The 17,378-nt window shown below is 65.2% G+C and carries 17 protein-coding genes; 15 read left to right on the top strand and 2 right to left on the bottom strand.

All coding sequences use genetic code 11. From position 1 onward, the window contains the following. Nucleotides 1-13: 13 nt before the first annotated feature. On the bottom strand, nt 14-1,438 hold the full coding sequence (locus E0501_RS01810) for a TldD/PmbA family protein (RefSeq protein ID WP_137699638.1): 1,425 nt from the start codon (nt 1,436-1,438) through the stop codon (nt 14-16). Between the two features lie 195 nt (nt 1,439-1,633). On the opposite strand from E0501_RS01810, the gene coxB reads away from it, so the two are divergent. The 12 genes from coxB to dprA all read left to right on the top strand — a co-directional run bounded on the left by coxB (nt 1,634) and on the right by dprA (nt 12,735). After that, on the top strand, nt 1,634-2,539 hold the full coding sequence (gene coxB, locus E0501_RS01805) for a cytochrome c oxidase subunit II (RefSeq protein WP_137699637.1): 906 nt from the start codon (nt 1,634-1,636) through the stop codon (nt 2,537-2,539). Between the two features lie 51 nt (nt 2,540-2,590). Then, nucleotides 2,591-3,529 carry a heme o synthase gene (cyoE, locus tag E0501_RS01800; RefSeq protein ID WP_137699636.1) on the top strand — a complete coding sequence of 313 codons (939 nt, stop codon included), beginning with the start codon at nt 2,591-2,593 and terminating at the stop codon, nt 3,527-3,529. A 2-nt stretch (nt 3,530-3,531) separates the two neighbouring features. After that, a complete protein-coding gene (locus tag E0501_RS21255; RefSeq protein WP_170222760.1) occupies nt 3,532-3,699 on the top strand; it encodes a hypothetical protein in 168 nt (55 codons plus the stop codon). After that, nucleotides 3,699-4,289, top strand: coding sequence for a cytochrome c oxidase assembly protein (locus E0501_RS01795; protein ID WP_137699635.1), 591 nt, complete (start codon nt 3,699-3,701; stop codon nt 4,287-4,289). The genes E0501_RS21255 and E0501_RS01795 overlap by 1 nt, the downstream gene beginning before the upstream one ends. Before the next feature lie 23 nt (nt 4,290-4,312). Beyond that, nucleotides 4,313-5,113: a cytochrome c oxidase subunit 3 gene (locus tag E0501_RS01790; RefSeq protein WP_137699634.1), complete on the top strand. Its 801-nt coding sequence runs from the start codon at nt 4,313-4,315 to the stop codon at nt 5,111-5,113. A gap of 124 nt (nt 5,114-5,237) precedes the next feature. Then, nucleotides 5,238-5,909, top strand: coding sequence for an SURF1 family protein (locus E0501_RS01785; protein WP_137699633.1), 672 nt, complete (start codon nt 5,238-5,240; stop codon nt 5,907-5,909). Beyond that, nucleotides 5,909-7,297 carry a threonine synthase gene (thrC, locus tag E0501_RS01780; protein WP_137699632.1) on the top strand — a complete coding sequence of 463 codons (1,389 nt, stop codon included), beginning with the start codon at nt 5,909-5,911 and terminating at the stop codon, nt 7,295-7,297. Before E0501_RS01785 ends, thrC begins: the two co-directional genes overlap by 1 nt. Then, the gene (locus E0501_RS01775) at nt 7,294-8,559 is read left to right on the top strand and encodes a M16 family metallopeptidase (protein ID WP_137699631.1); all 1,266 of its coding nucleotides are present in this window, start codon (nt 7,294-7,296) and stop codon (nt 8,557-8,559) included. Before thrC ends, E0501_RS01775 begins: the two co-directional genes overlap by 4 nt. After that, nucleotides 8,559-9,146, top strand: a complete 588-nt coding sequence (locus E0501_RS01770; protein WP_137699630.1) for a GNAT family N-acetyltransferase — start codon at nt 8,559-8,561, stop codon at nt 9,144-9,146. The genes E0501_RS01775 and E0501_RS01770 overlap by 1 nt, the downstream gene beginning before the upstream one ends. Before the next feature lie 57 nt (nt 9,147-9,203). Then, nucleotides 9,204-10,025: an MBL fold metallo-hydrolase gene (locus tag E0501_RS01765; RefSeq protein ID WP_137699629.1), complete on the top strand. Its 822-nt coding sequence runs from the start codon at nt 9,204-9,206 to the stop codon at nt 10,023-10,025. A 50-nt stretch (nt 10,026-10,075) separates the two neighbouring features. Continuing rightward, nucleotides 10,076-11,491: an FAD-binding oxidoreductase gene (locus E0501_RS01760; RefSeq protein WP_137699628.1), complete on the top strand. Its 1,416-nt coding sequence runs from the start codon at nt 10,076-10,078 to the stop codon at nt 11,489-11,491. 77 nt (nt 11,492-11,568) lie between these two features. Next, complete coding sequence (gene dprA, locus E0501_RS01755; protein WP_137699627.1) at nt 11,569-12,735, top strand: DNA-processing protein DprA; 1,167 nt, start codon at nt 11,569-11,571, stop codon at nt 12,733-12,735. An 11-nt stretch (nt 12,736-12,746) separates the two neighbouring features. Here dprA and E0501_RS01750 read toward each other — a convergent pair whose 3' ends face one another. After that, nucleotides 12,747-13,199 carry a hypothetical protein gene (locus E0501_RS01750; RefSeq protein ID WP_137699626.1) on the bottom strand — a complete coding sequence of 151 codons (453 nt, stop codon included), beginning with the start codon at nt 13,197-13,199 and terminating at the stop codon, nt 12,747-12,749. Between the two features lie 145 nt (nt 13,200-13,344). On the opposite strand from E0501_RS01750, the gene topA reads away from it, so the two are divergent. From topA to E0501_RS01735, 3 genes are all read left to right on the top strand, one after another. After that, a complete protein-coding gene (gene topA, locus E0501_RS01745) occupies nt 13,345-15,861 on the top strand; it encodes a type I DNA topoisomerase (protein WP_137699625.1) in 2,517 nt (838 codons plus the stop codon). Between the two features lie 117 nt (nt 15,862-15,978). After that, entirely contained in the window at nt 15,979-16,557 is a 579-nt protein-coding gene (locus E0501_RS01740) for a L,D-transpeptidase (RefSeq protein WP_137699624.1), read from the top strand. A 120-nt stretch (nt 16,558-16,677) separates the two neighbouring features. Further along, complete coding sequence (locus E0501_RS01735; protein WP_137699623.1) at nt 16,678-17,376, top strand: CoA transferase subunit A; 699 nt, start codon at nt 16,678-16,680, stop codon at nt 17,374-17,376. Nucleotides 17,377-17,378 lie beyond the last annotated feature (2 nt).

Here is a 17,378-nt window from a genome sequence, read left to right as displayed (position 1 = left end):
TTCATACCGCTTGTCAGGCCGCGGCAGAGCCCCCGACCGTCAAGCCACCGATCAACGTGGTGGGCTGGCCCACGCCCACCGGCACCCATTGCCCGGCCTTTCCGCAATTGCCCATCCCGGGATCAAGCGCCATGTCGTTGCCAAGCCCACGGATATTGTTCAACGCGGTCGCGCCATTGCCGATCAGCGTGGCGCCTTTCACCGGCGCACCCACCTTGCCATCCTTCACGCGGTAGGCTTCGGTGCAGGAAAAGACGAACTTGCCGTTGGTGATGTCGACCTGCCCACCGCCAAAGCCCACGGCCCAGATACCGTCTTTCAACCCCGCCACCAGGTCGGCCGGGTCGGCGTCGCCGCCCATCATGTAGGTATTGGTCATCCGCGGCATCGGCGCATGCGCAAAGCTTTCGCGGCGGCCGTTGCCCGTGGGTTCCACGCCCATCAGCCGCGCGTTCTGCCGGTCCTGCATGTAGCCCACCAGGATCCCGTCCTCGATCAGCGTAGTGCGCGAACTGGGCGTGCCTTCATCGTCGAAACTGATCGAGCCGCGCCGGTCGGGGATCGTGCCGTCATCCACCACGGTAACGCCCGGCGCCGCGATGCGCTGGCCCATCAGACCGGCAAAGGCCGAGCTGCCCTTGCGGTTGAAATCGCCCTCCAGCCCGTGGCCGATCGCCTCGTGCAGCAGGATACCAGGCCAGCCCGGACCGAGCACCACGTCCATCACTCCCGCCGGGGCCGGTTCGGCCTGCAGGTTGACCAGCGCGATGCGCAGCGCCTCGCGCGCCTTCTCCTGCCAGTCGGCAGGGTCGAGCAGGCCCGACAGCGCCACGCGCCCACCGCCACCGGCCATACCTGATTCGCGGCGGCCGTTTTCCTCGACGATCACGCTCACGTTCACCCGCGTCATCGGGCGCACGTCGCGCAGGTGCTGGCCGTCGGGGCGCAGGATCTCAACCTCCTGGCAGGACGCGGCGATGGTGGCCGACACCTGCACTACCCGGCTGTCCAGGTCGCGCAGGAAGGCGTCGATCTCGCGCAGGGTCTCGATCTTGACCGGGAAAGGCGCGTCCGCGATCGGGTCAAGATCAGCATAAAGCCGGCGGTTCGTGGGGGCCGGACCCGCCGCAAGCGTGCCGCCCCCCTGCCCCACGGCCAGCCGGGCGGTTTCCACCGCGCGTTTCAGCGCCGCCTCGGAGATTTCGGTGGAATGCGCGTATCCCGCCACCTCGCCGCGCACCGCGCGCAGCCCGAATCCCTCGGACGCGTCATAGCTCGCGGTTTTCACCCGTCCGTCATCGAAATGCAGCGCTTCGGCGCGCCGCCGTTCCAGGAAAAGTTCGCCATCGTCAGCACCCGCGGTCGCCTCGCGCAACAAAGCAAGGGAATTATCAAGGTCAAGTGCCTGATCGAAGGGCCGGAAAGATGTGTCGGACATTTGTGTTTCTTCCTGTCTTCCATGCACGCCCAATTTGATCTATGTCAAAAAAAGCGTCCGTTTGCCGCAAGCGGAATTCTTGTTTCTACCTCCAGAATATGGTTTCTAACGGCGGCAAAACAACGGGCTTTTCCGCAAATGCGGCAAGCCCTTCATCGATGAACGAAGAACACTGAAAACCGACCAGGGTGACCCATGCGAATTTTCACTAGCCTCCTGACCCTCCTGACCGCGTTCGCCGCGATGCCGGCCCTGGCCCAGGACGGGCTGGAAACGATCGGCAAACCTGTCGAGAAAGCCCTCGGCTTTCAGCCGGCCGCGACCGAACTGGCCCGCGACCTGCAATGGCTCGACGGGATGATCAACTACATCATCATCGCGATCTGTCTTCTGGTGATCGCGCTGACGCTGATCATTATCGTGCGCTACAACCGTCGCGCCAACCCGAACCCCTCCAGCTTCACCCACAACACGCCGCTTGAAATCGCGTGGACGCTGGGCCCGGTCGTGATCCTCGTCTTCATCGGCGCGTTCTCGCTGCCGGTGCTGTTCAAACAGCAGGAAATCCCCGAGGGCGACATCCACATCAAGGTCACCGGCCACCAGTGGTACTGGTCCTACGAATACACCGACGACGAGGTGGGCTTTGACAGCTACATGATCGGCCAGCCGGCTAGCCTGGATGAAGACCGCCGCCCGGCCGACGCCAATGTCACCCCCTATGTGCTGGATGACGAAATGCGCGCCAAGCTGGTCGATGCCGGCTATAACGAGGACGAGTTCCTGCTGGCCACCGACACCGCCGTCGTCCTGCCCGTGGGCAAGACCATCGTCATGACCGTCACCGCCGACGACGTGATCCACTCCTGGACCATCCCGGCCTTCGGCGTGAAACAGGACGGTGTGCCCGGACGCCTGGCCCAGCTGTGGTTCACAGCTGAGAAGGAAGGCATCTATTTCGGCCAGTGCTCCGAGCTTTGCGGCAAGGACCACGCCTATATGCCGATCACCGTCAAGGTGGTCAGCCAGGAGAAATACGACGCCTGGATGGCGGCCATGAAAGAGGCTGGCGAATACGTCCAGCTGGCAGCCGTTCAATAAATCGGTTCGGCCCCGGGCGACCGGGGCCGCATCTCACGGGGCACACGCAGAATGACCGATACCAGCATCAACAGCCAGGCCAGCACGGGCGACGCCGGATTCGGCGATTTCTTTTCCCTGCTCAAGCCGCGGGTGATGTCCCTGGTCGTGTTCACCGCCTTCGTCGGCCTTCTGGCCGCGCCGGTCGACGTGCACCCGCTGATCGGGTTCGCCTCGATCCTGTTCATCGCCCTGGGCGGCGGGGCGTCGGGCGCGCTCAACATGTGGTGGGACGCCGATATCGATCGCATCATGAAGCGCACCAGGAACCGCCCCATCCCCGCCGGCAAGGTCACCGAGGGCGAGGCGCTGGCTTTCGGCAGCTTCCTGTCGGTCTTCTCGGTCGTGATGCTGGGTCTTGCGGCCAACTACGTGGCCGCGGCGATCCTGGCTTTCACCATCTTCTTCTACGTGGTGGTCTACACCATGTGGCTCAAACGCTGGACACCGCAGAACATCGTGATCGGCGGCGCCGCCGGGGCCTTCCCCCCGATGATCGGCTGGGCCGTCGCCACCGGCGGTATCAGCATCGAGTCGGTCCTGATGTTCACGCTGATCTTCATGTGGACGCCGCCGCATTTCTGGGCGCTCGCGCTGTTTATGAAGTCCGACTATCACGAGGCCAAGGTACCGATGTTGACGGTCACTCATGGGCGCAAGGCCACCCGCACGCATATCCTGGTCTACACCCTGCTGCTGGCCCCCATCGCGCTCGGCGCCGCCTTCACCTCGATCGGCGGGCCGATCTACCTCGCGGTCGCGCTCATCCTCAACGCGCTCTTCCTCAAGGGCGCCTGGGACATCTGGCGCCGCGATGAAACCGCGGCCGAGGCCGACAGCTACCGCACCGAGAAGAAGGTCTTCGGCCTCTCGCTCGTCTATCTCTTCGGCCATTTCGGCGCGATCCTGATGGAATCGACGCTGGCCCAGTTCGGCATGGGGGGCTGGTAGGCATGGCTCTCAAGGTCGAACATGAACTTCACCAGCGCCGGCTGGGCCGCAATGTGGGCCTCGGGCTGGTTCTGCTGGGCTTTGTCGCGCTGGTCTTCGGGCTGACCGTGGTCAAGGTCGAACGCGGCGATTTCAGCGCGACCCCACCGCAAGCGGAAGGGAGCGAATGATGGCACTGGAAGGCAAACAGAAAACCGTTGTCCAGACCGTTGGCGTCGTCGTGCTGATGGGCGCGCTGGCCTGGGCCTCGGTCCCGTTCTACGACTGGTTCTGCCGCGTCACCGGCTTCGGCGGCGTGACGCAAACGGCCGATGCCGGCAGCGACGTGATCCTCGACCAGACGATCAAGGTGCGCTTCGACGCCTCCAAGGCGCGCGGTTTCGGCTGGGAATTCAAGCCGATGCAGCGGGAAATGGAACTGCGTATCGGCGAAACCGGGCTGGCCTTCTACGAGGCCTACAATCCAACCGATCGCCCGATCGCCGGCCAGGCCAGCTATAACGTCACGCCCTACGAGGCCGGCGGCTTCTTCAGCAAGATCGACTGCTTTTGCTTTGAAGAGCAGGTGCTGCAGCCCGGCGAACGTGTCGAGATGCCGGTCTCCTTCTTTGTCGACCCCGAGATCGTAGCGGACCGCGACGCGAAATACGTCCATACGATCACGCTCAGCTACACGTTTTACGAAATCGAGCTGCCCGAGGAAGCCAAGGCGAACGCCCAGGCCGCCCTCGATCAGCCCCGAGAGACCAACCTGAACTAACCAAGCCTCCAACGAGGGATAAAATGGCGCACGAAAAAAACCACGACTACCACATTCTGAACCCCTCCATCTGGCCGTTCCTCGGCGCGCTGGCCGGGTTCGTCCTGCTCTTCGGGGCGGTCCTTTACATGCACGACGTGACCCCTTGGGTCATGATCGCCGGCTTCCTGTTCACCTTCTACGTGATGTACGGCTGGTGGTCCGACGTGGTGACCGAATCGAAGATCGGCGACCATACGCCGGTGGTGAAGATCGGCCTGCGCTACGGCGTCGTGCTCTTCATCATCTCCGAGGTGATGTTCTTCTCGGCCTGGTTCTGGACCTTCTTCAAGCACGCGCTCTACCCGATGGGCCCGGAAAGCCCGCTGGTCGATGGCCAGTGGCCGCCGGCGGGGATCGAAACCTTCGACCCCTGGCACCTGCCGCTGATCAACACGCTGATCCTTCTGTGCTCGGGCATGGCCGCCACCTGGGCGCACCACGCCATCGCGCATGAGAACAACCGCGAAGACATGAAATGGGGCCTGATCATCGCCGTCGTGCTGGGTGTGTTCTTCACCATCCTGCAGGCCTATGAATACAGCCACGCCTCTTTCGGCTTTGCCGGGAACATCTACGGCGCGTCCTTCTTCATGGCCACGGGCTTCCACGGGTTCCACGTGGTCATCGGCACCATCTTCCTGCTGGTCTGCCTGCTGCGCCTGCAGGCCGGGCATTTCACCCAGGAAAGCCATGTCGGCTTCGAGGCAGCGGCCTGGTACTGGCACTTCGTCGATGTCGTGTGGCTCTTCCTCTTCGCTTCGATCTACATCTGGGGCGCCTGAGGCCGACACCGGGACCCGGCGCAGCTTGTCTGCGCCGCCCCATTTGCGGTTGAAAAACCGCAAATGTAACGCATAAAGCAAAGCGCGCCCCCGGGCGCGCTTTTCCGTTCGAACGAGGCCCGCCTTGCGCCGCAACCTGCCCTTCCTGGTCTTTTCCGCCATCGTGCTGATCGTGTTCATCAGCCTGGGCAACTGGCAGGTCCGCCGCCTGGCCGAGAAAGAGGCCTATCTGGCCGAGATCGAGGCCCGCCTCGGCGCCGCGCCGGTCGCTCTGCCTGCCGCGCCCGATGCCGGAACTGACCGCTTTCTTGCCGTCTCTGCCGCGGGCCGTCTCGTCGGCCCCGAGGTGCATGTGCTCGTCTCCACCCGCGATTTCGGCGCGGGCTACCGCATCATTCAGGCGTTCGAAACCGGCGGTCGCCACGTGTTGGCTGACCTCGGCTTCATCCGCCTGACCGACAAGGATACCCCACGCCCCGACCGCGACGTGACGATCACCGGCAATCTCTACTGGCCGGACGAGACCGACAGTTACACTCCTGAAACCGATCTCGCGGCGAACATCTGGTACGCGCGCGACGTGCCGCCGCTCGCCGCGCATCTCGGCACCGAAGAGGTGATGATCATCGCCCGCGACATCACCCCGCCCGACGCCACCATCACACCCTTGCCCACCGACACATCCAGCATCCCGAACCGGCACCTGGAATACCTGCTTACATGGTATGGATTGGCGGCAACTTGGGTGGTAATGACCCTCTACTTCCTCTCCCGCCGCCGGAAGAAAGCGACATGATGAACTACATTTCCACCCGTGGCACCGCGCCCACGCTGAACTTCGAAGACACGATGCTGACAGGCCTCGCGCGCGATGGCGGCCTCTACCTGCCCGAAACCATCCCGACGCTGACGGCGGACGAGATCGCCGCGCTCGGCGGGCTTTCCTACGAAGAGGTGGCCTTTCGCATCATGCGCCCCTTCATCGGCGACACCTTCACCGATGACGAATTTCGCGCCATCATCGCGCGCGCCTACGACGGCTTTGGCCATGCCGCCCGCGCCCCGCTCAAGCAGCTTGCGCCCAACCACTTCCTGCTCGAGCTCTTCCACGGCCCCACGCTCGCGTTCAAGGATTTCGCGATGCAGCTCATCGGCCAGCTGTTCCAGGCCGCGCTGGAGCGCAACGGCAAGCGTGTCACCATCGTCGGCGCCACATCGGGCGATACCGGCTCGGCGGCGATCGAGGCGTTCAAGGGCCTGGACAATGTCGATGTCTTCATCCTGTTCCCGCATGGCCGCGTATCCGAGGTGCAGCGCCGCCAGATGACCACGCCATCCGAGTCGAACGTGCACGCCCTCGCTCTTACCGGCGATTTCGACGACTGCCAGGCGCGGGTGAAGGACATGTTCAACCATTTCGAGTTCCGCGATGCCGTGGGGCTGGCCGGCGTCAACTCGATCAACTTCGCCCGCGTGCTGGCGCAGGTGGTCTATTACTTCACCTCGGCCGTGTCGCTGGGTGCGCCGCACCGCAAGATCAGCTTCACCGTGCCCACCGGCAATTTCGGCGACATCTTTGCAGGCTACCTGGCCAGGCGCATGGGCCTTCCCATCGACCGGCTGGTGGTGGCAACGAACCAGAACGATATCCTGCACCGGTGCCTGTCGACCTCCGAATACAAGCCCGATGGTGTGACCCCCTCGATCAGCCCCTCGATGGACATCCAGGTCAGCTCCAATTTCGAACGCGCGCTCTTCGAGGCCTATGGCCGCGACGGCGCCGCGGTGGCGCAGCTGATGGACGAGCTGAAACAGGGCGGCTTCAACGTGAGCCAGGGCGCGCTGCAGGCGCTGCGCGAGGTCTATGACAGCGGCCGCTGCTCCGAGGATGAGACCCGCGCCACCATCGCGCGCCTGTCGGCCACCACGGGCGAGCTTCTGTGCCCGCATTCCGCCGTCGGCGTCAAAGTGGCCGAGGAACTGCGCGATCCCGCGACGCCCATGATCACGCTGGCCACCGCGCATCCGGCGAAGTTCCCCGACGCGGTCGAAGCGGCCACAGGCATCCGCCCGCCCCTGCCAGCGCGCATGGCCGACCTGTTCGAGCGGGACGAGCGCGTCACCCGGGTCGAGAACGACCTCGGGGAAATCGAAACCCTCATCAAGGAGCGCCGCCGCACGTGAGCGTCGACATCACCACCCTGAAAAACGGCTTCCGCATCGTCTCCGAGCGCATGCCTGGCCTGCAATCGGCCTCGATCGGCATCTGGGTCACCGCCGGCGGCCGCAACGAGCGCGCCGAACAGAACGGCATCGCCCATTTCCTCGAACACATGGCCTTCAAGGGCACCGAGAAGCGCAGCACCCTCGAGATCGCCGAGGCGATCGAGGACGTAGGCGGCTACATGAACGCCTATACCTCGCGCGAGGCCACCGCCTATTACGCCCGCGTGCTGGGCCAGGATGTGGCCCTGGCGCTCGACGTGATCGCCGACATCCTGCTCAACCCGGTCTTCGCCCCCGAGGAGATCGACATCGAGCGCGGCGTGATCCTGCAGGAAATCGGCCAGGCGCTGGACACGCCCGACGACGTGATCTTCGACTGGCTGCAGGAACGCGCCTATCCCGATCAGCCGATCGGCCGCACCATCCTTGGTCCGCCGGAACGCGTGCGCGCCTTTTCGCGCGAAGATCTTCGCCGCTTCACGGATGAGCATTACGCGCCCGGCAACATGATCCTGGCTGCCGCCGGCGATGTCGATCACGCAGCATTGGTGGCGCAGGCCGAAGCGCTGTTCGGTCACCTGGCCGCCGGGCAGATCGGCCCGTTCGAACCCGCCCGCTTTGCCGGGGGCGAGGTACGTCAGGACAAGCAGCTCGAACAGGCGCATTTCGCCCTGGCCTTCGAAGCGCCCGACTACCGCGATCCCGAGATCTATACCGCGCAGGTCTACGCCAATGCGATGGGCGGCGGCATGTCCTCGCGGCTGTTCCAGGAAATCCGCGAAAAGCGCGGGCTTTGCTACACGATCTTCGCCCAGACCGGCGCCTATTCGGACACCGGGCTGATGACGATCTATGCCGGCACCAGCGGGGACGAGCTGCCCGAACTCGCCCGCATCACCATCGACGAGATGCGCCGCGCCGCCGACGACATGAGCGAAGAGGAAGTGGCCCGCGCCCGCGCCCAGATGCGCGCGGGCCTGCTGATGGGGCTGGAAAGCCCGTCGAACCGGGCCGAACGCATGGCGCGCATGGTCCAGATCTGGGGCCGCGTGCCCACGCCAGAAGAAGTGGTCGAGCGCATCGACGCCGTCACCCGCAGCAAGCTGCGCGATTTCGCCGGCCGCATGGTGGGCGAAGCGGGCGCCACCCTGGCGCTTTACGGCCCCGTGTCGTCGGCGCCCACGCTCGAGGCGCTGGACCGCCAGAGGCGCGCGGCCTGATGCTGGCGCGCGGGCGCAGGAAGATCCGGATCGATACCGACCGGCTCACGCTGCGCGCGCCGCTTCATGCCGATTTCCACGCCTGGACGGGCCTGCGCCGCGCCTCCGAGGCGTTCCTGACGCCGTGGGAGCCCGCCTGGGCCCCCGATCACCTCAGCCGCCGGGCCTTTACCAACCGCGTCTACTGGGCGCAGCGGTCGATCGGGGCGGACAGCGCGCTGCCGCTCTTCATGATCCGCCGCGCCGATGACACGCTGGTGGGGGCAATCACCCTCGACAACATCCGCCGCGGCCCCGCGCAGGCCGGTACGCTGGGCTACTGGGTGGGCGAAAGCTTTGCCCGCCGGGGCTACATGCGCGAGGCGATCGAAGCCGTCGTGCACCACGCCTTCCAGCGCATGGATCTCAGCCGGATCGAGGCCGCCTGCCTGCCCGAGAACGCGGCCTCGCGCGGTGTACTGGAAAAATCCGGCTTCAAATATGAAGGCGTCGCGCAAAGCTATCTTCAGATCAACGGGCGCTGGCGCACCCATGTCCTATATGCCGCGCTGCGCAGCGACCGGCGCGGGCGCACCGACGTGGGCTGAGCGTCCAGCTCACGGCTTCGTCAGTTGATTTTGCCGCAATCGTGCTAAACTGCCCCCATGCTGCGACTGATCCTTGCCTTCTGCCTGATCTCGACCGCCGCGCAGGCCCAAACCCGCCTGCCCAGCCATTGCGTTGCCATCGCCGATGCAACGCCCGGCATCGAATACCTCCACAAGGCCAGTTTCCGCGATCCGCTGCCCGATTATTCGGTGCGCATCAGCTATATCGCGCATGCGTCTTTCCTCATCCAGTCGCCCGCGGGCATCAACGCGGTCACCGACTATACCGGCTTCATCGGCAACACCGATCTGGTGCCCGATGTCGTCACCATGAACCATGCCCATGAAACCCACTGGACGAACTTCCCCGATCCGCGCATCCCCCACGTGCTGCAAGGCTGGGGCGAGGAGTTCGGCAAGGGCATCGACCACGCGCTGAAACTGGGTGACATGATCGTGCGCAATGTCTCCACCGATATCCGCTCGGGCATGGGCGGGGTCGAAGCCTTCGGCAACTCGATCTTCGTGTTCGAGGTCGAAGGCCTCTGCATCGGCCATCTGGGCCACCTGCACCACGAACCGAACGAGGCGCAATATGCCGCCCTCGGCCGCGTCGACGTGGTGATGGCCGCCGTCGATGGGGGCATGACGGTCGACCAGCCCACCATGATCAAGATCCTGAAACGGCTGAAATCCTCGGTGGTGATCCCGATGCACTGGTTCGGCGATTTCACGCTTCAGGCGTTCATCCGCGGCATGGAGGACGAATTCGCCATCGTCAACAAGGGCGAGACCAGTCTCACGGTCTCGCTGCGCACCCTGCCCGCACGGCCCACGGTGCACGTACTCTTTCCGCGCTACCTGCGCGATCCCGACTGACGGTACGTTCCATCTCGACGGCGCGGCGCGGGCTGCGTAACACTGCGCGCATGACATTGAATGCCGCCGACGAACCCTTTCGCGCCCGCCTAGCCGAGAAGCTCTCCGAATCCGCCTTTCGCGCGGTCGAACCGCGTTATCTGGAAGAGCCCCGCGGCAAGTGGCAGGGCCAGGCCGGGCTGATCGTTGCGCCGTCCTCGACGGCCGAGGTTTCGACCATCCTCGCCACCGCCAACGACGCGCGCGTGCCGGTCCTGCCCTATGGCGGCGGCACCGGCCTTGTCGGCGCGCAGATCATGCCCGAAGGCCCCGCGCCGCTGCTGCTTTCGCTTGAGCGGATGACGGCGATCCGCGCCATTTACCGCCAGGAAAACGTGGCGATCGTCGAGGCCGGCGCAATCCTGTCGGACATCCACGATGCAACGGCCGCGCAGGACCGGCTGTTTCCGCTCACCATTGCCGCCAAGGGCTCGGCCCGGATCGGCGGCAACCTCGCCACCAACGCGGGCGGGGTGAACGTGCTGCGCTATGGCAATGCGCGCGAACTTTGCCTCGGAATCGAGGCGGTGCTGCCCGACGGGCGGGTGATGAACACGCTCTCGCGGCTGCGCAAGGACAATACCGGCTATGACCTGCGCGATCTGCTGATCGGGTCCGAGGGCACGTTGGGCGTGATCACCGCCGCGGCGTTGAAACTCTTTCCCATCCCCGCCGCCACCGGCACCGCCATGCTCGTGGTCGAAAGCCCGCAGGCCGCGCTCGATCTGCTGGCCATGGCACGCGACCGCGTCGGCGAAGCCGTCAGCGCGTTCGAGCTGATCAACGGCTCCGGCCTGGGCTTCCTGCGCGAGGTGATGCCCGAGCTGCGCCTGCCGTTTGAAACCGATCCCGCCTGGTGCGTGCTGATCGAACTGGGCCTGCCGCGCGGCCTCGATCCCTCGGACGAACTCGAATCGCTATTTGCCCAGGCACACGAGGCCGGCCTCGTCAGCGATGGCACCATCGCCCAGTCCGGCGCCCAGCGCGACGCGCTTTGGGAAGTGCGCGAACAGCTCCCCGAAGGCAACCGCCGGATCGGCTCGATCTCCTCACACGATATCTCGCTGCCGCTGTCGCTCGTGCCCGAGTTCATCACCCGGGCCGATGCCGCGCTGCCCACGCTCGGGGACTTCCGCACCAACTGCTTTGGTCACCTGGGCGATGGCAACCTGCACTATAACGTCTTCCCGGCCGCCGGGCGCAACCGCGCGGATTACCCCGGCATGGGCGAAAAGGTGCAGCGCCTCCTGCATGACATCACCCATGAAATGGGCGGCTCGTTCAGCGCCGAACACGGCGTCGGACGGCTCAAAGTCGATGATCTGGAACGCTACGGCGACCCGGTGAAACTGGCCATGATGCGCCAGATAAAGGCGCTGTTCGATCCCAACGGGATCATGAACCCCGGTGCCGTTCTGCGCGGCTGAGCAGAAAAACCGCAACGGTTTACCACCCGTTAACCATCCGTGCGCTAGAGATGATTCCGCAAGCAGGCGGAGTCACGATGTCCGAAGGTTTTCATCCTTCCACTCACCCCCCACTCCCACCCACCACGGAAGATGATCGGGTATTGTGGCTCCGTTTGCTGCGGTCGCGCCGGGTGGGGATCGCCACTTTCTACCGGCTTCTGGGCGAACATGGCGATGCCGCTGCCGCGCTGGTCGCCCTGCCCGATGTCGCCCGCGCCGCCGGCATGTCCGAATATGCCCCCTGCCCCGAAGGCGTGGCATTGGCCGAACTGCGCCAGGGTCGCAAGCTGGGCGCGCGGATGCTCTGCTTGGGTGAGCCCGGCTATCCTGCCCGGCTGCTCGACCTGCCTGATCCGCCACCGATCCTGTGGCTCAAAGGCGATGCCGACATTCTCGATCGTCCGATGATCGCCATGGTCGGCGCACGCAACGCCTCGTCGCTGGGTGGGCGCATGGCCCGGGCCCTGGCCGCGGACCTGGCCGCGCAGGGCCATGTTGTTGTCTCGGGGCTGGCGCGCGGCATCGACACCGCCGCGCACAAGGCCAGCCTCGCCCATGGCACCGTCGCGGTGATGGCCGGGGGCGTCGATGTGATCTATCCGTCGGAAAACACCGCGCTGGCTGCCGAGATCGACAAGACCGGCCTGCGCCTCTCGGAACAGCCGATCGGCGTAGTGCCGCAGGCGCGCCACTTCCCCCGGCGCAACCGCATCATTTCCGGGCTCGCCCAGGCAGTGGTCGTTGTCGAGGCCGCGGCCAAATCGGGCAGCCTGATCACCGCGCGCAACGCGCTCGACCAGGGGCGCGAGGTGCTGGCCGTGCCCGGACACCCGTTCGATGCGCGCGCCTCGGGCTGCAACATGCTGATCCGCGATGGCGCCCGGCTGGTGCGCAACGCCCAGGACGTGATCGAGGCGCTGGCGCCACTGGCCCCGGAACCGCCTGCGCAGGCGGAAATGCCGCTTTCGGCCGACATCCCGCCACCCCCGCCGGAACGGCGCAGCCTACGTGAAACCGCTGCGCTGCACCAGCAGATCCTCGACCGTCTCGGCCCCTCGCCCGTGGCCGAGGATCAGCTCATCCGCGATCTCAGGGCGCCCGCCAACGCGGTCGCGCCGGTGCTGGTCGATCTCGAACTCGATGGCCGCATCGCCCGGCAGGCCGGCGGCCTGCTCAGCCTCGCTGGCGGCAAGGGGAGCTGAGGCGCGGGCCCTCAGCCCGCGCAGATCTCGGGCAGCACCGCGAAATAGTCGATGCAGAAGACCGGATCGGCATACCACACATCCGTGGCCCCGATCGCCCAGTGCACCGCCACCCAGGTATCGCCCACCTTGCGGTAAAGCGCTTGCAGCGTGGTCCCGTCCATCACCTCAGGATAGATCTCGCCCCGGGCAAACCCCGGTGTCTGGCGGATGTCGATCGCGCCGCCGCCGGGCCGCTGGGCGCGCAGGCTGGCAAACGCCACCGGGAAAGGCAGGCCCTGCCCCTCGGCCAGCCGCAGATCCTGCACGACGAACTCAACCGGCCTTCCCAGTACCCATTCCGCATGGGGCCGCACCGCGTCCATCAGCGCCTTACGCGTCGCCGTGCCGCGCGCCGGCTCAACGTAATCGGCCAGCGCCGCGCTGCCGGCCAGAAGCGCCAGGATGAAACCGATGATCCGCATGAACGTCTCCTGCGTAGAAAAAACATGCCCTAAAGGGCATCGGGGGCGGGCCCATCATGGGGCGGTTCACGCCGCATTGACAATCCCCCCATCCCCCGCCCATGTTCCGCCGCCAGAGAGGCGCGGACGAGTCGAAAGGAAATCAATGCCAGTTGTCGTTGTGGAATCCCCCGCCAAGGCCAAGACCATCAACAAGTATCTTGGCAAGGATTACACCGTGCTGGCGTCCTATGGCCACGTGCGCGATCTGCCGCCAAAGGATGGCTCGGTCGATCCCGAACATGATTTCGACATGAAATGGGAAGTGGGCGCCGACAGCCGCAAACACGTCAAGGCCATCGCCGATGCGCTCAAAGACGACAACGCGCTGATCCTCGCCACCGACCCCGACCGCGAGGGCGAGGCGATCAGCTGGCACCTCGAAGAGGCGCTGCGCAAGCGCAAGGCGCTGAAGAAGGACACGCCGGTCTCGCGTGTCGTGTTCAACGCGATCACCAAATCCGCCGTGACCGAGGCGATGAAAAACCCCCGCGACATCGACCAGCCGCTGGTTGACGCCTACCTGGCGCGCCGCGCGCTCGATTACCTGGTGGGCTTCAATCTCAGCCCCGTGCTCTGGCGCAAACTGCCCGGCGCGCGCAGCGCCGGCCGGGTGCAATCGGTCTGCCTGCGTCTCATCGTCGAGCGCGAGATGGAGATCGAGGCCTTCAGGGCGCGCGAATACTGGAGCGTCAAGGCGCTCCTCGGTACCCCGCGCGGCCAGGAATACGAGGCGCGGCTGACCGTTCTGGCCGGCAAGAAGCTCGACCGCTACGACATCGAGAATGAAACCCAGGCCGAACTGGCGGTGCAGGCGATCAACTCCCGCGACCTGACGGTAAAGTCGGTCGAGGCCAAGCCCGCCAGCCGCAACCCCTCGCCGCCCTTCATGACATCGACGCTCCAGCAGGAGGCCAGCCGCAAGTTCGGCATGGGCGCCCGCCAGACGATGAGCGCCGCCCAGCGCCTCTACGAGGCCGGGCATATCACCTACATGCGGACCGATGGCATCGACATGGCGCCCGAGGCGGTGCAGGCCGCGCGTGACGCGATCGGCACGCGCTACGGCGCCGAATACGTGCCCTCCAGCCCGCGCATGTACAAGAACAAGGCCAAGAACGCGCAGGAAGCGCATGAATGCATCCGCCCCACCAACATGGAGGCCGATGCCGAGGCGCTGAAGCTCAGGGATGCCGATCAGCGCAAGCTCTACGATCTGATCTGGAAACGCACGCTGGCCTGCCAGATGGAAAGCGCACGGCTGGAACGCACCACCGTGGATATCGGCAGCCGCGACGGCCAGGTCGAACTGCGCGCCACGGGCCAGGTGGTGCTGTTCGACGGTTTCCTGCGCGTCTACGAGGAAGGCCGCGACGACCAGGTCGTCGACGAGGACGACAAACGCCTGCCGCAGGTGATGGAAGGCGAAAAGGCCGACAAGCGCAGCGTCACCCCCGAACAGCATTTCACCCAGCCGCCGCCGCGTTACACCGAGGCGACGCTGGTCAAGAAGATGGAAGAACTGGGCATCGGGCGCCCTTCGACCTATGCCAGCATCGTCACCACGATCCAGGACCGCGAATATGTCCGCAAGGACAAGGGCCGGCTCATCCCCGAGGACAAGGGCCGGATCGTCACCGTCTTCCTGCTCAACTTCTTCCGCAAATACGTGGGCTATGAATTCACCGCCCATCTCGAGGAAGAGCTCGACGATGTCTCGGCCGGCAACCGGGATTACAAGAACGTGCTCAACCGCTTCTGGCAGGATTTCTCGGCCGCTATCGCCGAAACCTCCGAGTTGCGCATCACCGAGGTGCTCGACGTGCTCGACGAGGCGCTCTCGGATCAGCTCTACCCGCCGCGCGAAGACGGCTCCGATCCGCGTGTCTGCCCGAAATGCGGCACCGGGCGGCTGCACCTGAAAACTTCGCGCACCGGCGGGTTCGTCGGTTGCGGCAACTATCCCGAATGCACCTATACCCGCCCGATCGCCGGCGAAGGCGCCGAGGGCGACGAGCGGCTCCTGGGCGAGGATGCGGGCGACGAGATCTGGCTCAAATCCGGCCGCTTCGGCCCCTATGTCCAGCGCGGCGAACCCACGCCGGAAAACAAGAAACCGCCGCGCGCATCGCTGCCCAAGGGCTGGTCGAAGGATGACATGGACCTCGAAAAGGCCCTGACCCTGCTCAGCCTGCCCCGCGAAGTGGGCGAACATCCCGAAGGTGGCATGATCACCGCCAATTTCGGCCGCTACGGGCCCTACGTCGCCCACCAGCTGCCCGACGAGGCCAAACCGGTCTATGCCAACCTCAAGGATCCCAACGACGTGTTCGAGATCGGCATGAACCGCGCAGTCGAGCTTCTGGCCGAGAAACGCGCCAATCCGGGCCGCGGCCGCAGCGCGGCGGCCAAACCGTTGAAGGAACTGGGCGAGCATCCCGAGCAGGGCGGACCCGTGAACGTGATGGATGGCCGTTATGGCCCCTACGTGAAGTGGGAAAAGGTCAACGCCACCCTGCCCAAGGACACCGACCCACAGGCGGTGACGATGGACATGGCGGTCGAACTGATCAACGTGAAAGCCGCGAAAAAGGGCAAGACCACGCGCCGCAAGAAAAGCTGAGCCCGCAAGGGTGGCGCGTCGCCGCCGATCACATGCCAACTCATGAACATGTGATTGGCGCCTTCGCTGCACTTGCAGCATGGTGCGCGGAACATCTCGCAACCAAGGGCCTTTCCCATGCCATCCTCCCCCCTCTCGCGCCGCCGTCTTCTCGGCCTCGGCGGTCTCGCGCTCTGCGCCCCCTCGATCCTGCGCGCCGAAGCGGTTACCGAGGCCGACGCGAATGTCGAGGTGACCCGCCACAACATCTCAAGCTTCCGCACGCAGGACTGGCGCGATCATTTCGATACGCTGGGCAAGGCCACCATCGTGGCCGACACGACATCGCGCGCTTTGCATTTCTGGTCGGGCGACGGCAGCGATTACCGCATCTTCCCCACCTCGGTCCCCAAGACCGACGAGCTGACGAAACGCGGCTACACCGAAATCGTGCGCAAGAAAGTCGGCCCCTCCTGGACCCCGACACCCAGCCAGCTTGAACGCTTTCCCGATTGGAAGCCCATCGGCCCCGGCCCGGAAAACCCGCTTGGCACCCACGCGATGTATCTCGGCTGGCCCGCCTATATCATCCACGGCACCCATGACACCCGCAAGATCGGGCGGCGGTCCTCGGATGGCTGCATCGGGCTTTACAATGAAAACATCGCCCAACTGTTCGAGATCTGCCCGGTCGGCACCCAGGTCCGCCTGATCTGACGCGCCGGCCGGTGCGCGGCCGTGAAAAACGTTCTCCGCTGGTCCGGCACACGCCTCGCCGGTTGACTTCCCTGCGGCAGGGCGTCACATCTGACCGCGATCATCGAATGGGAGCGTTTCATGAATAAAGTCTATGGATCTGCCGCCGAGGCACTGGATGGCATCCTTCATGACGGGATGCTGATCGCCGCGGGCGGCTTCGGTCTCTGTGGCATCCCCGAGCTGCTGCTCGACGCCATCAAGGACAGCGGCGTCAAAGACCTGACCTTTGCCTCGAACAACGCGGGCGTCGATGATTTCGGCATCGGCATCCTGCTGCAGACCCGCCAGGTGAAGAAGATGATCTCGTCCTACGTGGGCGAAAACGCGGAATTCATGCGCCAATATCTCTCGGGCGAACTGGAGCTGGAATTCAACCCGCAGGGCACGCTGGCCGAGCGCATGCGCGCCGGCGGCGCAGGCATCCCCGGCTTCTACACCAAGACGGGCGTCGGCACGGTGATCGCTGAAGGCAAGGAACACAAGGATTTCAACGGCGAGACCTACATCCTCGAAGAGGGCCTTTTCGCCGACCTGTCGATCGTCAAGGCGTGGAAGGCCGATACCACCGGCAACGCGATCTTCCGCAAGGCCGCGCGCAACTTCAACCCGCCGGCCGCCACCTGCGGCCGGATCTGCGTGATGGAGGTCGAGGAAATCGTCGAGCCCGGCGAGCTTGATCCCGATCACATCCACCTGCCGGGCATCTATGTCCACCGGCTGATCCAGGGCGAGCATGAAAAGCGGATCGAGCAGCGCACCACGCGCCCCGCGGCATAGGG

This window comes from Marimonas lutisalis, assembly GCF_005434965.1.
In the GTDB taxonomy this organism is placed as follows: domain Bacteria; phylum Pseudomonadota; class Alphaproteobacteria; order Rhodobacterales; family Rhodobacteraceae; genus Marimonas_A; species Marimonas_A lutisalis.
The sequence above is the reverse complement of the archived record's forward strand: the minus strand, read 5'-3'. Positions and strand labels throughout refer to the sequence as shown.

Bases quoted from the DNA above. Each gene is read 5' to 3' on its own strand.
- E0501_RS01810 (WP_137699638.1), bottom strand. From the start codon at position 1,438: ATGTCCGACACATCTTTCCGGCCCTTCGATCAGGCACTTGACCTTGAT.
- coxB (WP_137699637.1), top strand. From the start codon at position 1,634: ATGCGAATTTTCACTAGCCTCCTGACCCTCCTGACCGCGTTCGCCGCG.
- cyoE (WP_137699636.1), top strand. From the start codon at position 2,591: ATGACCGATACCAGCATCAACAGCCAGGCCAGCACGGGCGACGCCGGA.
- E0501_RS21255 (WP_170222760.1), top strand. From the start codon at position 3,532: ATGGCTCTCAAGGTCGAACATGAACTTCACCAGCGCCGGCTGGGCCGC.
- E0501_RS01795 (WP_137699635.1), top strand. From the start codon at position 3,699: ATGGCACTGGAAGGCAAACAGAAAACCGTTGTCCAGACCGTTGGCGTC.
- E0501_RS01790 (WP_137699634.1), top strand. From the start codon at position 4,313: ATGGCGCACGAAAAAAACCACGACTACCACATTCTGAACCCCTCCATC.
- thrC (WP_137699632.1), top strand. From the start codon at position 5,909: ATGAACTACATTTCCACCCGTGGCACCGCGCCCACGCTGAACTTCGAA.
- E0501_RS01770 (WP_137699630.1), top strand. From the start codon at position 8,559: ATGCTGGCGCGCGGGCGCAGGAAGATCCGGATCGATACCGACCGGCTC.
- E0501_RS01765 (WP_137699629.1), top strand. From the start codon at position 9,204: ATGCTGCGACTGATCCTTGCCTTCTGCCTGATCTCGACCGCCGCGCAG.
- E0501_RS01760 (WP_137699628.1), top strand. From the start codon at position 10,076: ATGACATTGAATGCCGCCGACGAACCCTTTCGCGCCCGCCTAGCCGAG.
- dprA (WP_137699627.1), top strand. From the start codon at position 11,569: ATGTCCGAAGGTTTTCATCCTTCCACTCACCCCCCACTCCCACCCACC.
- E0501_RS01750 (WP_137699626.1), bottom strand. From the start codon at position 13,199: ATGCGGATCATCGGTTTCATCCTGGCGCTTCTGGCCGGCAGCGCGGCG.
- topA (WP_137699625.1), top strand. From the start codon at position 13,345: ATGCCAGTTGTCGTTGTGGAATCCCCCGCCAAGGCCAAGACCATCAAC.
- E0501_RS01740 (WP_137699624.1), top strand. From the start codon at position 15,979: ATGCCATCCTCCCCCCTCTCGCGCCGCCGTCTTCTCGGCCTCGGCGGT.
- E0501_RS01735 (WP_137699623.1), top strand. From the start codon at position 16,678: ATGAATAAAGTCTATGGATCTGCCGCCGAGGCACTGGATGGCATCCTT.